The sequence below is a fragment of the Pseudomonas sp. Yb2C2 genome (genome assembly GCF_052112325.1).
Lineage (GTDB): Bacteria > Pseudomonadota > Gammaproteobacteria > Pseudomonadales > Pseudomonadaceae > Aquipseudomonas > Aquipseudomonas marginalis.
In genome coordinates, this window is the sequence record NZ_JAVAJK010000018.1 from 73,982 (window position 1) to 87,136 (window position 13,155).

At 63.6% G+C, this 13,155-nt stretch carries 13 protein-coding genes; 4 read left to right on the top strand and 9 right to left on the bottom strand.

All coding sequences use genetic code 11. The annotated features are described in order from the left end of the window. Window positions 1-24: 24 nt before the first annotated feature. Entirely contained in the window at window positions 25-915 is an 891-nt protein-coding gene (locus Q8X51_RS23180; RefSeq protein WP_065928030.1) for a DMT family transporter, read from the top strand. Here the strand turns inward: Q8X51_RS23180 and Q8X51_RS23185 are convergent. Next, the gene (locus Q8X51_RS23185; protein WP_315871730.1) at window positions 912-1,469 is read right to left on the bottom strand and encodes a YceI family protein; all 558 of its coding nucleotides are present in this window, start codon (window positions 1,467-1,469) and stop codon (window positions 912-914) included. The two genes, Q8X51_RS23180 and Q8X51_RS23185, sit on opposite strands and share 4 nt — an antisense overlap. Before the next feature lie 86 nt (window positions 1,470-1,555). Here Q8X51_RS23185 and Q8X51_RS23190 point away from each other — a divergent pair, with 86 nt between their 5' ends. After that, window positions 1,556-2,050 carry a PaaI family thioesterase gene (locus Q8X51_RS23190; protein ID WP_330214559.1) on the top strand — a complete coding sequence of 165 codons (495 nt, stop codon included), beginning with the start codon at window positions 1,556-1,558 and terminating at the stop codon, window positions 2,048-2,050. Between the two features lie 44 nt (window positions 2,051-2,094). Continuing rightward, window positions 2,095-2,982 (top strand): YghX family hydrolase, encoded by an 888-nt coding sequence (gene yghX, locus Q8X51_RS23195; RefSeq protein WP_407694171.1) that lies wholly within the window; start codon window positions 2,095-2,097, stop codon window positions 2,980-2,982. Between the two features lie 62 nt (window positions 2,983-3,044). Here the strand turns inward: yghX and Q8X51_RS23200 are convergent, their stop codons facing one another. Beyond that, window positions 3,045-4,229, bottom strand: a complete 1,185-nt coding sequence (locus Q8X51_RS23200) for a DUF2252 family protein (RefSeq protein WP_323145986.1) — start codon at window positions 4,227-4,229, stop codon at window positions 3,045-3,047. Between the two features lie 74 nt (window positions 4,230-4,303). After that, on the bottom strand, window positions 4,304-5,182 hold the full coding sequence (locus Q8X51_RS23205) for a LysR family transcriptional regulator (protein WP_065928026.1): 879 nt from the start codon (window positions 5,180-5,182) through the stop codon (window positions 4,304-4,306). A 127-nt stretch (window positions 5,183-5,309) separates the two neighbouring features. Here Q8X51_RS23205 and ampC point away from each other — a divergent pair, with 127 nt between their 5' ends. Beyond that, window positions 5,310-6,464: a class C beta-lactamase gene (gene ampC / locus Q8X51_RS23210; protein WP_065948248.1), complete on the top strand. Its 1,155-nt coding sequence runs from the start codon at window positions 5,310-5,312 to the stop codon at window positions 6,462-6,464. 209 nt (window positions 6,465-6,673) lie between these two features. On the opposite strand, the gene dctM is transcribed toward ampC, so the two are convergent. From dctM to Q8X51_RS23240, 6 genes are all read right to left on the bottom strand, one after another. After that, window positions 6,674-7,954 carry a C4-dicarboxylate TRAP transporter large permease protein DctM gene (gene dctM, locus Q8X51_RS23215; protein ID WP_065928024.1) on the bottom strand — a complete coding sequence of 427 codons (1,281 nt, stop codon included), beginning with the start codon at window positions 7,952-7,954 and terminating at the stop codon, window positions 6,674-6,676. After that, window positions 7,954-8,586 carry a TRAP transporter small permease gene (locus Q8X51_RS23220; RefSeq protein WP_065928023.1) on the bottom strand — a complete coding sequence of 211 codons (633 nt, stop codon included), beginning with the start codon at window positions 8,584-8,586 and terminating at the stop codon, window positions 7,954-7,956. The genes dctM and Q8X51_RS23220 overlap by 1 nt, the downstream gene beginning before the upstream one ends. A 47-nt stretch (window positions 8,587-8,633) precedes the next feature. Next, window positions 8,634-9,617 carry a TRAP transporter substrate-binding protein gene (locus Q8X51_RS23225; protein ID WP_065928022.1) on the bottom strand — a complete coding sequence of 328 codons (984 nt, stop codon included), beginning with the start codon at window positions 9,615-9,617 and terminating at the stop codon, window positions 8,634-8,636. Between the two features lie 155 nt (window positions 9,618-9,772). After that, on the bottom strand, window positions 9,773-10,585 hold the full coding sequence (locus Q8X51_RS23230) for an HpcH/HpaI aldolase/citrate lyase family protein (RefSeq protein WP_074846965.1): 813 nt from the start codon (window positions 10,583-10,585) through the stop codon (window positions 9,773-9,775). A gap of 14 nt (window positions 10,586-10,599) precedes the next feature. Beyond that, window positions 10,600-11,793, bottom strand: coding sequence for a CaiB/BaiF CoA transferase family protein (locus Q8X51_RS23235; RefSeq protein ID WP_407694172.1), 1,194 nt, complete (start codon window positions 11,791-11,793; stop codon window positions 10,600-10,602). A gap of 9 nt (window positions 11,794-11,802) precedes the next feature. After that, a complete protein-coding gene (locus tag Q8X51_RS23240) occupies window positions 11,803-13,152 on the bottom strand; it encodes an MmgE/PrpD family protein (RefSeq protein WP_065928019.1) in 1,350 nt (449 codons plus the stop codon). Between the last annotated feature and the right edge of the window lie 3 nt (window positions 13,153-13,155).

Consider the following 13,155-nt stretch of genomic DNA (forward strand, 5'->3'; position numbering starts at 1 on the left):
ACTCATCCTTTTCGGACACCCCATATGGAACGTACAGCCCCCCTCAGCAACCTGGACACCCGCACCCAAGGCTGGATCAACGGTTTTATCGGCGTGGTGATCTTCAGCGGCTCGCTGCCGGCCACGCGCCTGGCGGTGATGGAATTCGACCCGGTGTTCCTGACCATGATCCGCGCCGCCATTGCCGCGCTGCTGGGGCTGGCCTTGCTGGGGCTGTTCAAGGAGCAACGCCCCGCGCGCCAGCAATGGATGCCCCTGGCCATCGTCGCCCTCGGCGTGGTGATCGGCTTTCCGTTACTCACCGCGCTGGCGCTGCAATACGTGACCTCCGCGCACTCCATCGTCTTCATCGGCCTGCTACCGCTGGCGACCGCCGTGTTTGCTGTACTGCGTGGCGGCGAGCGTCCACGCCCGGTGTTCTGGCTGTTTTCGATCCTCGGCAGTGCGCTGGTGATGGGGTACGCCTTCGCCCAGGGCTTGAGCGCCGCACCGGCGGGTGACGTACTGATGCTGCTGGCGGTGCTGGTGTGCGGCCTGGGGTATGCCGAAGGCGCCAAACTGTCGCGCAGCCTGGGCGGCTGGCAGGTGATCTGCTGGGCGCTGGTGGTGTCGTTGCCGGTGGTGGTGCCGTTGAGCCTGGTGCTGGCGCCGTCGAGCGTCAGCGGTATCAGCCTGCCGGCCTGGCTGAGCCTGGGCTATGTGTCGCTGTTCAGCATGCTGATCGGCTTTGTGTTCTGGTATCGCGGCCTGGCCCAGGGTGGCATCGCCGCCGTCGGACAGTTGCAACTGCTGCAACCGTTCTTCGGCCTGGCGCTGGCAGCGGGCTTGCTGCATGAACAGGTCAGCCTGGGCATGCTGCTGGTGACGGTCGCGGTGATCGGCTGCGTGGCCGGGGCCAAGCGGTTCGCGCGCTAACGCTGGGGCGCGACCATCTTGAACTTGATGTTGATGTCGTCGGACACCACGCTGTTGCCGGCCCATTCGCCTTCGCCGATCCTGAAGTCGCCGCGCTTGAGGATGAACTCACCGTCGAACACGCCGATGCCATCCAGCTCCTTGAGCACCACGTTGACCGCCACCGGGCGCGTGGTGCCCTTGATCGTCAGGGTGCCGCTGATGTTGAAGCGGTTATCCCCCAGGGCCTTTACAGCGGTGGACTCATAGACGCCCACCGGATAGGTCGCGGTATCGAACCACGAGGCCCGTTGCAGCTCGTCGTTCGCATCGGGGCTGCCGGCATCGATACTCGCCAGCTGGATCTTGAGCAAGGCATGTCCGCTTTCGGGCTTTTGCGTGTCAAAGCTCAGCGTGCCTTCGAAGTCGCCGAAGGTGCCATACACCCGCTGCCCCAACTGCTTATAGGTAAAACTGATCTGGCTGGCGGTGCGATTGACGTCGGTGTATTCCGCCGCCTGGGCACAGCCGATAGCACCCAGGACCAGGACCAACGGGAGAATTCGACGCTTCATGCCACGCTCCGCAAAAAATGGATGTATTCCCATCAGGTGCCTGTCCTGCTAAACAGACTAGTCGCTCACACCAATAAGGACGCTGCATGCCCACCCCTTCTCTACAGGACATCACCGCGCCGGAAGGCATCTGCTACGGCTGCGGCGGCAGTAACCCGCATGGTTTGCATATCAAGAGCCGCTGGGATGCCGATGGTGTCCATCTCATCGCCGAACATCACCCCGAGGCAAAATACAGTGGCTGGCCCGACCTGGTCTACGGCGGCCTGATCGCCATGCTGGTGGACTGCCATTCCAACTGGACCGCCATGGCCTACCACTACCGTGACGAACAACGCGAACCCGGCAGCCTGCCGCGCATCGACTGCGTCACCGGCAACCTGGGGATCAAATTCATCAAGCCGACCCCCATGGGCGCTCCGCTCACCTTGCGTGCGCGGGTCGAAGGCGAAGTGGGCCGCAAAAGCCGCGTGGTCTGCGAGGTGTACGCCGGCGAGGTGCTCACGGCCATCGGCGATTCGCTGTTTGTGCGCGTCGACACCCGCGAACTGGCTGCGGCCGCCCATGGCCGTGACAGCTGATCCTGGTCTACATTGACTGGCACCGCTAATCGAGGACCGAACCGATGACTCGTCTCACCGCGAAAGACTTTGCCCCCGAACTGCTGGAACTCTACGACGGCTACGCCCACGGCAAGCTCAACCGCCGCGAATTTCTCGACCGCGCGGCGCTGTTCACCTTTGGCGGCCTCACCGCCTCGGCCCTGCTGGCGGCCCTGAGCCCCAACTATGCCCTGGCCGAACAGGTGAAATTCACCGACCCGGACATCGTTGCCGACTACATCACCTACCCCTCGCCCAAGGGCAACGGCACCGTGCGTGGCTACCTGGTGCGCCCGGCCAAGGCCACCGGCAAGCTGCCGGCCGTGGTGGTGGTCCACGAAAACCGTGGCCTCAACCCCTACATCGAAGACGTCGCCCGGCGCCTGGCCAAAGCCGGGTTTATCGCCCTCGCGCCGGACGGCCTGACCTCGGTGGGCGGCTATCCCGGCAACGATGAAAAAGGCGTGGCGCTGCAACAGACAGTCGACCCGACCAAGCTGATGAACGACTTCTTCGCCGCCATCGAATGGCTGATGCACCACGACAGCAGCACCGGCAAGGTTGGCATCACCGGCTTCTGCTATGGCGGCGGCGTGACCAATGCGGCGGCGGTGGCGTACCCGGAACTGGGCGCGGCGGTGTCGTTCTACGGGCGCCAGCCGGAAGCCAAGGACGTGCCGCGCATCAGGGCGCCGATCATGCTGCATTACGGCGAGCTGGATACGCGGATCAACGAGGGGTGGCCGGCGTATGAAAAGGCCCTGAAGGCCGCCGGCACGACTTATGAAGCGTATATCTACAAGGGCGCCAACCATGGTTTCCATAACGATTCGACACCGCGTTATGACGAGGCCGCGGCGAATCTGGCGTGGGAAAGGACACTGGGTTGGTTCCGCAAATACCTGGCCTGAATACAGTCCAAATATGGGAGGAGGCAAGCCCCCTCCCACATTGATCGTCACCGCATTCCAGCTCAGTGTTCCAGCGCATACCGGCGGCAATGGTTGAGGTAGCCCTGCTCATGGCTGCCCACCAACTGCACCACGCTGGTCCATAACCACGACGGCGCATCCAATTGCCTGGAGCGGTTTTCCTGCAGCACCGACATCCAGCCCTTGCGCGTCGCCCGGTCCATCTGCCGGGCATGGGCGATACCGACCACCCGCGCCAGGTAACCGGCGGCGTGCATGGCATCGAGTTCACTCAGTTCGTCCAGTTCCAGCTTCATGTCCTGGGGCAACAGTTCGCGGATGAAAAAGCCATGGTCCAGAAACCGTGTCGCCACCATGCGTTCACCCAGGCCCGGCGACAGCTGGCGGGCGCCCTCCACCACTCGGCGGCCGTTGTCCCTGGGCATCTTCGCCCGTGCCGCGCGCGGTGCGGCGGCGCCGACGGCTTCCTTGATATCGATCAGGCAGTATTCCTCATCGTCCTTGTCGCCCACCCCCAGCAATACGGCGTAGCGCAGCAGGCCGAGGGAGCTGCAGCCCTTGACCCAGTAAGCCGAATCCAGCAGTTGGACCTTGGCGTCCTTGGGGCGGCCCTTGAGCGAGGTGACCAACTGATGGATGTCATCCGACGCGCAGACGCTTTCCAGCGCACTTTTTTCTGCCCGCGACAGCGACCAGAAATGCTTGCCCAGCGGGATCGTCGGCCGCACGTTGTCGATGCGCTCACGGGCCAGGCTTTTCCAGGTGCGCTCGACGGCGCTGCGCATCCCCGCCTTGACTTGGGACGGACGCGGCGGTACCTCGTCGGGCTTGTCCTTGAACGCCTGTTCATAGCCCACCATCATTTCTTCAAGCATGCGCGCGGTGGTCACGCCCGGCAGGTCCGAACCGCGCGCGGCGGTGGCCAGGGACAGCGCCAGGCGCACCAGGTCGTGGGCCGGGTTGCCGATCACGGCCTGGTCAAGGTCGCGGATATGCATATCGATGCGGCCCTTGTTGTCGCCGGTGGGCCCCAGGTTACCCGCGTGGCAGTCGCCGCAGATCCAGATCGCCGGGCCTTGAGGCAGACGCCTGCCCATCTGGCTGTGCAGCCACTCGTAGAATTGCACGGTGCTGCCGCGCACATACGCGTGGGCGGAGCGTGCCATCTTCAAATTGCGCAGTTGGGTGAGGTGTGGCATGCGAGCGGAGGGGCGCGGTATTTTCATGGAATAACTCAGTGCAGGTGTAGCGGTAGAACGCCGGCCCCGAGCAAATGTTTCATTATGTTTCAGAAATAAACTCAGACACGCCCACTCTCCTCCAGCAACCACGCCTTGAAGACCTGCATGGCCGAGGTCTCGGCCCGCGACTGCAGGCGCGTCAGCCAGTAGCTGCCAGTGGTGATGCCGACGTCGAATGGCTGGCGAATCACATCACTCTCCAGTTGCCGCGAAAACATCAGCGCTGGCGCCAGCGCGACACCGCTGCCTTGCAGCGCTGCTTCCATCATCGCCAGCGACGAGTCGAACACGATGCTGCGCGGTACCAGGGTGTCGGCGGGCAGCCCGGCGGCCTGAAGCCACAGGCTCCACTCATCCGCGCGGTAGGAGCGCAGCAGCGTGTGTTTCAACAGGTCGGCCGGCGTGTGCAACTGCGCGGCGAGTGACGGCACACACAGTACCGTCAGCGGCGCTTCCAGCAACTCCAGCGCATCCGTGCCGTGCCAGGCACCTGCACCGAAACGAATCGCGTAATCCAGGCCTTCGGCAGCCACGTCGACTCGATTGTTATGGGTGGACAGGCGCAGGTCGATGAACGGGTAGCGGCTCTGGAAGTCCGGCAGACGTGGCAGCAGCCAGCCGACGGCAAAGGTGCCGACCGCGCCCACGGTGAGTACCTCGCGGTAATGCCCGCCCTCGAACTGACCCAAGGTGTGGGCAATGCGGTCGAACGACTCGCGCACCACCGGCAGCAGGGTTTCGCCCTCGCGGGTGAGCATCAACCCGCGGGGCAGGCGCTTGAACAAGGTGACAGTGAGCTGCGCCTCCAGGCTCTTGACCTGATGGCTGACCGCCGCCTGGGTCACGCATAACTCAATGGCGGCGCGGGTAAAGCTCAAATGCCGGGCGGCCGCTTCGAAGGCGCGCAAGGCGTTCAACGGTAAGTGGGAGCGGAGCATATTGACCCCAATATTTCTAATGACTGCTGCGAGATATCATCGTTTGCTCAGGACCGGCGAACGGCCTACATTTGCCTCGCCCGCGCAGGCTCTTTATTCAATCGATCATTCTCATGGAAGCGTTATCATGCCCCAACATTTACTGTCTGGCGTGCGTAATTTAACCGCCCTCGCGGTGTTTATCGCCGCCGGCAACTGCCTGGCGTCCACCGACCTGCAGGCGGTGGTGGATGCCAATGTAAAACCGCTGATGCAGCAGCAGTCGATTAACGGCCTGGTGGTCGGCGTGGTGCGGGACGGCAAGGCGCAATACTTTAACTACGGAATCGCCGCCACCGATACCCGCCAGCCGGTCAGCGAAAACACCCTGTTCGAAGTGGGTTCAGTGAGCAAGACCTTCACCGCGACCCTGGCCGGTTACGCGGTAGCCAGCGGCAAACTCACGCTCTCCGACCCGGCCAGCCATTACCTGCCGGCACTGGGCGGCGGCAAGTTCGACCACATCAGCGTGCTCAACCTCGGCACCTACACCGCCGGCGGCTTGCCCCTGCAATTCCCCGCCAATGCGGATAACACCCAGCGCATGATCAGCTACTTCCAGCACTGGCAACCCGACTTCGCCCCTGGCACCCAGCGCCTGTATTCCAACCCGAGCCTGGGGTTGTTCGGCTACCTGGCGGCGCAGAGCCTCAAGCAGCCGTTCGATCAGGCGATGGAAAAGACCCTGTTGCCCGCACTCGGGCTCAAGCACACCTTCATCAAGGTGCCGCAGAGCCAGATGAGCCTGTACGCCCAAGGCTATGGCAAAGATGGCAAACCGGTACGCGTCGGCCCCGGCGCCCTGGACAGCGAGGCCTACGGCATCAAGACCAGCGCTGCGGACTTGCTGAAGTACGTTGACGCGAACATGCACCCGGCGACGCTGGATAAAACCCTGCAGCAGGCGATCAGCGTGACTCACACGGGTTACTACAGCGTGGACGGCATGACCCAGGGCCTGGGCTGGGAAATGTACCCCTACCCCATCCCGCTCGATGGGTTGATGGCCGGCAACTCCACACCCATGGCAATGGAACCGCACGCGGTCAACTGGCTGACCCCGCCCCAGGCGCCCCACGCCGACACCCTGGTGAACAAGACCGGCTCCACCAATGGGTTTGGCGCCTACGTGGCGTACGTGCCGAGCAAGGGAGTGGGCGTGGTGATATTGGCGAACAAGAACTACCCGAATGCCGAACGGGTAAAGGTCGCCCATGCAATCTTGAGTGCACTGGACCAATAGAGCCTGACGCAAAACCAATGTGGGAGGGGCAAGCCCCAATACCAGTCAGTTAAGACACTTTGCAGGAGCGAGGGGGACGCCTAGTTCTTGCTCGCGAAAAACGCCCAGGCAACGCGTTCATTCTCGATAAACGTGGTGGCCCTGAGTTCTTCGCGAGCAAGAACTAGGCGTCCCCCTCGCTCCTACAGTGAGTCACTTGCTGACCCGCGCTACATCCCCAACCAGTGCGGCAAGGCCAGCGAGATAAACGGCAAGTACGTGACCATGATCAGGAACACCAACAGGATCATCAGCCACGGCAACGCCGCACGAATGGTCTGCCCCAGCGTCAACCCGGTCACCGCCGAGGTGACGAACAGGTTCAGCCCCACCGGTGGGTGCACCAGGCCGATTTCCATATTGACCACCATCACGATGCCCAGGTGAATCGGGTCGATGCCCAGCTTCATGGCGATCGGGAAGAAGATCGGCGCCAGGATCAGCACGATGGCCGAAGGCTCCATGAAACTGCCGGCGATCAGCAGCACCACGTTGACCATGATCAAAAAGCCAATCGGCGTGAGGCCCTCGGACAGCACCCAGGCGGTGATTTCCTGGGGGATCTGCTCGGTGGTCAGCACATGGGCGAAGAGCATGGCATTGGCGATGATAAACATCAGCATGATCGCCAGGCGCCCGGACTCCAGCAGCACCTTGGGGCAGTCGCGCAGCTTCATGTCCTTGTAGACGAACAACGCCACAAAGGCCGAGTACACCGCCGCCACCGCCGCCGCTTCGGTGGGGGTGAACATGCCGCTGTAGATGCCGCCGAGGATGATCACCAGCAGCAACAGGCCCCAGAAGGCGCGGCGCGCACAGCCCAGCCATTCACCCAACGTCGCCCGTGGCTGGGCCGGCAGCTTCTTGATGCGCGCGACAATGTAGATCGCCACCATCAGCATCAGGCCCAGCAGCAAGCCCGGGATCACCCCGGCCATGAACAGCTTGCCCACCGAGGTTTCCGTCGCCGCCGAGTACACCACCATTACGATCGACGGCGGAATCAGGATGCCCAGGGTGCCGGCGTTGCAGATGATCCCCGCGCCGAATTCCTTCGGGTAACCGGAGCGCACCATGCCCGCCACCGCAATCGAACCCACCGCCGCCACCGTCGCCGGGGATGAGCCGGACAGCGCCGCAAACAGCATGCACGCCAGTACCGCCGCAATCGCCAGGCCGCCACGGATATGCCCGACACAGGCGTTGGCAAAGTCGATCAGCCGCTGCGCCACGCCGCCGGTGGTCATGAACGCACCGGAGAGCAGGAAGAACGGGATCGCCAGGAAGGTATAGGCGTCGGAGGTTTCGAACAGCTTGATCGCCAGGGAACTGACCGAGTCCGGGCTGAACATCAGGATCGACACCGCGCCCGACAAACCCAGCGCAATGGCAATCGGCACGCCGAGGAACATGAACACGAACAACAGCAGGAACAGACAGAGCACGGCCATCAGTGACGCTCCCCATGGCTGCCTGCCAATTTGCTGGCCTCACCGGCCTCGTCAGCCAGCCCCAACCCGACCTGACGGCGGGTAAAGATGCGGTAGAAGATCTCCAGGTAGCGGATAAACACCAGGGCAAAACCGATGGGCACGATGATCACAATGTCACCCACGTCGATACCGAACTGGTCGAGGTCTTCGGCGCCGATATGGGCGGTCATCACCGCGCTGACCCACTTGTAGCTGGCGACCATGAACAGCCCGGCATAGGCCAGGCAGCACAGGCAGGCGAGCATGCCCAGCACGCGCTGCACCGGACGCCGGGTCAGCTTGACCAGCGCGTCCACCCCCAGGTGGCCGGCGGTGCGCACCCCATAGGAAATGCCGAAGAAAATCAGCCAGCCGAACATGGCCTTGGTCAGCGCCACGCTCCAGGTCATGTCCTGGGCCCAGGTCATGGTGTGGTCGCCCAGCGCGCCGAAGAACGTGCTGCTCCACGCCCACTTGTCAGACAGGGCAAAGAACAGCGTGTAGATGTTGTTGAGCATGACGTAAACAAATGTCACCAGGGTCATGGCCGCCAGCAGGAAGGCAATAAAGCCTTCCTCCAGGTGCTCCCAGACGCGCCTTAGCGTTTGCATGGCAAAACCTCGCGAAAGCAAATGAGATGTCAGGGCGGAAACCGGATTCAATGGTTGGAGGCATCCGCCGCCTTGATCAGATCAGCCCCGATTTCCCCTTCGAACTTCTGCCACACCGGCCGCATCGCTTCGCGCCACAACTGGCGTTGCTCGGGGGTCAGCTCGATGATTTCGCTGGTCTTGGCCTCGACGATCTTCTGCCTGGCCGACTGGTTCAGCGCTTCGGCCTGTTTGTTCACCTCGACGGTGACCTCGACCATGACCTGCTCCAGGGTGCCGCGGATGTCCGGCGGCAGGCCGTTCCAGAACGTGGCATTGGTGATGACCATGTAGTCGATCAGGCCATGGTTGGATTCGGTGAAGTACTTCTGCACTTCGTTGACCTTCTGGCTTTCATAGTTCGACCAGGTGTTCTCGGTGCCATTCACGGTGCCGGTCTGCAAGCCCTGGTACACCTCGGCAAAGCTCATCTTGCGCGGGTTGGCACGGATCGCCTTGAACTGCTCCTCCAGCACGCTGGAGGCCTGCACGCGGAACTTCAGGCCACGGGCGTCCTTGGGTTCATGCAGTGCCTTGTTGGCGGAGAGTTGCTTGAGGCCGTTGTGCCAATAGGCCAGGCCGAGGATGTTCTTGCTCTGCATCGAGGTCAGCAGTTGCTTGCCCTCGGCGGCCTGGAAGCGGTCGACGGCGGCCAGGTCGTTGAACAGGAACGGCAGGTCATAGATCTGCACTTGCCGGGTGTATTGCTCGAACTTGGCCAGGGACGGCGCCAGCATCTGCACGTCGCCCAGCAGCAGGGCTTCCATTTCCTTGCCGTCGCCGAACAGTGACGAGTTGGGGTACACCTCGACCTTGACCTTGCCGGGCAAGCGTTCTTCGGCGAGCTTCTTGAACAGCAACGCGCCCTGGCCCTTGGGGGTGTTTTCAGCGACCACGTGGGCGAACTTGATCACGATCGGGTCCGCCGCCTGGGCCAGGCCCGCGGCAAACAAGGTGGCGGCGCAGAACAGCGCCCGAGAAAGCTTGAGCATGGAAAATCACCTTCTTATTGTTGTGTTGTAGGGCAAGGTGCCTGATATGACGCGTGTAGTGAATTTCGAATTTTTGATACCTGCGTTCGGCCACGCCGAACACCAACCTCAAGAAAAATGCAGTTCCCCCTCCACATTTGATTCGGTTCCGTCAGCTATAACTGTGCGAGCAACCGCTGCGCCCGCAACAACACCGGCGCATCCACCATCTGCCCATCAATCTGGTAAGCCCCCGCCCCATGCGCCCCGGCGTCAACCACCCGCCGTGCCCAGGCCAGGTCGGCGGCGCTGGGCGCCAACGCTTCATGGATCACCGCCACCTGCCTGGGATGGATACACAACGCGCCGGCAAAGCCCATTTCATAGGCATGCCGGATCGAACGGCGCAGGCCTTCAGGATCGTCGATGGCCGGGTGCACGCCATCCAGTGGCGCCACCAGGCCAGCCGCGCGGGAATGCACGATCAGCGCCAGGCGTGCCTGGTCGAGGGCGAACTGCGCGGCCGGGGAGTTGCTGCTCAAGTTGAGGTCCAGCGCCAGGTCCAGGCCGCCGAATGACAGGCGTTCGACCTGCGGCGCCCCCGCGATGTCGGCCACCGCCAGCAAGCCCCGTGCGCTTTCTATAATCGGCCAGATCACTTTGCCCGCAGCGGCGACCACCGCCACCTGGGCCGCGCTTTCCACTTTCGGCAACAGCACACCTGCCACGTTGACGTGGGCTTTGCAGAACGCCACATCTTCAAAATGCTCGGCATGTTCCGGCGCGTTGATGCGCACCCACACCCGGGCCTGCGGGTGACTTTGCAGGAACGCCCCGAGGTTATCCCGCGCCTGGCGCTTGAGCGGCTCTTCCACCGCGTCTTCGAAATCCACGATCACGGCGTCGGCGCCACTGGCCAGCGCCTTGGAAAATCGCTCCGGTCGGCTGCCGGGAACAAACAGCGCAGAGCGCACAAGAGGGTTTGGCATAACGGACTTCCTTATTAGATAACGCCGCGCGCGCGCAGGCTGTCGATGGCATCGCCGGAGTAACCGAGCTGCTCGAGGATGCCCTGGCTGTGCTGCCCCAGCGCCGGCACGGCGTCCATGCGCGGGGTAAACGCCCCGTTGCGTGCCGGCGGCAACAGCGACGGCAACGGCCCGGCAGGGCTTGCAACTTCACGCCAACTGTCGCGGGCCTTGAGCTGCGGGTGGTCCCACACGCCTTGCATATCGTTGACGCGGGCGCTGGCGATCTGCGCGTCCTCCAGGCGCTGGATCACGGCCTCGGCATCCAGTTGGGCAAAGCTGTCGACGATGATCTGGCGCAGCGCCTCGCGGTTGGCCGAGCGCTTGAAGTTGGCGCCGAAGCGCTCATCCGTCGCCAGCCCAGGCGTGAGCAGCACCTTGTCGCAGAACGCCGCCCATTCGCGCTCATTCTGCAAACCGAGCATCACCGTGCCGCCGTCACCGGTGGGAAACGGCCCGTAGGGGTAGATGGTCGAATGCGCCGCGCCGGCACGCGGGGGTGGAGGCGCACCGTCGAAGGCGTAGTACATCGGGTAGCCCATCCATTCCACCAGGCTTTCGAGCATGCTCACGTCGATGCGGCTGCCCTGCCCCGTCTTGCCGCGCAACAGCAGCGCGGAAAGGATGCCGCTGTAGGCGTACATGCCGGCGGAGATGTCGGCGATGGAGCAACCGGCCTTGGCCATCTGCTCGTCACCCGGGCCACCGGTCACCGACAAAAAGCCGCCCTCGCTCTGGATCAGCAGGTCATAGGCTTTCTTTTTCTCGTAGGGCCCGCCTTCGCCATAGCCGGAAATGTCGCAGACGATCAGCCGTGGAAAGCGTGCATGCAGCGCCTCGAACGACAGGCCCATGCGCGCCGCCGCGCCCGGTGCAAGGTTCTGCACCAGCACATCGGCATCCGCCAGCAGGCTGTCGAGGATGGCGTCGGCGTCGTCCTGCTTGAGGTCCAGGGTGAGGCTTTCCTTGGAGCGGTTGGTCCACACGAAATGCGAGGCCAGGCCACGCACGCGCTCATCGTAGCCACGGGCGAAATCACCGGCACCGGGGCGTTCGATCTTGATCACGCGGGCGCCGAGGTCGGCCAGTTGACGGGTGCAAAAGGGCGCGGCGATCGCGTGTTCCAGGCTGACAACGGTGATGCCGTCCAGCGGTCGTGGGTCAGTCATGACAGTTCCTCAGAGCCAGTGGGCCATGGACGCGGCGTTGCGCACATCCCAGACTTTGGCGATCAATGCGGCGGCCTGGGCCGGTGTGCGAGCGTTACTGAACCGGGCGAGGCGCTGGAATTTATCCGCCAGTTCTGCACGGCTCAGGGTGTTGCCCGGGTCGCCCTTGGGCTCGTCGATGGCGCCGTGCAGGGTGCGGCCGTCAACCGTGGTGACGGTGACGCGGCCGAGCCAGCGCTGCGGGTAGGCGCCATCGACCTCGGGGTCGAGGGTCATGCTGACCCTGTCGCGAAAGGCGGCGACGGCGGGATCGGTCAACGCCGATTCATGGAACTCGGTGAGCCCGGCCTTGCCATGCACGGCGATCAACCCCAGCACGGTGCCCATGGAGAACTTGGCCTGATGCACGCTGGTCGGCACGCTTACCCGCCCCAGTACATCGATGGCGCCTTGGTGCACACGGGTTTCCACACGGGCGATATCGACGGCCTCCAGGCCTTCGCGTTGCATCAACGCCAGCAACGCATCGGCGGCCGGATGGGTATGGCGGCACGACGCGTGGAACTTGAACGAGGTCTCCAGCAGCGCCCAACGGCTACCAAGGCCAGCCGATAACTTGCTCGGTTCGGCATCCGTGGACATACCCGCCGCCAGGCCCTGGTCGCCTTCGAGGATATTGCGCGCACCGGTCAGGCCATCCGCCGTCAGGTACGCGGCGAGCAAACCGTCCGCGGCCGCCTTGGCCGTGTGCAGTTGCTTGGAGTCGGCGGCATCGCGCAGGAACTCCCACAGCCCGGCGGCCTGGGTGCCGGCGCTGCCGAGCAGATGGATGAACTGGTCCTGATTGAAATCCAGCAACTTGCCCACCGCCACGGCCGCCGCCAGGGTGCCCACCGTGGCCGTGGTGTGGAAGATGCGGTAGTGGGAGCGCCCCATGAATTCGCCGATGCGGATCCCGGCCTCATAGCCGGCCACCGAGGCCAGCAACACGTCACGGCCGGATTTACCGAGGTCCTGGGCGGCGGCCAAGGCAGCGGGAAACACCACGGTGGCCGGGTGCAGCACCGAGCTGTTGTGCAGGTCATCCTGTTCCACCAGGTGGGACGAGGCGCCGTTGACCAGTGCGGCGAAATACGCGCTGCTGCCGGTGCCATTGACGATCACCTGCGCCGGGCCGCTGCTCGGGCCCATCTTCTGGGCATAGCGCTCGAACAACGGGATCGGGTGCGCGCCCTGGCTGGCCAACGCGGACGCCAGCCAATCCAGGAACAGGTCTTCGGTGCGCGCCAGCACGGGTTCGGGCAACTGCTCGTAGGCCAGGTCGGCCAGGAACCGACACAGGGCTTGGGTATGGCTCATGGG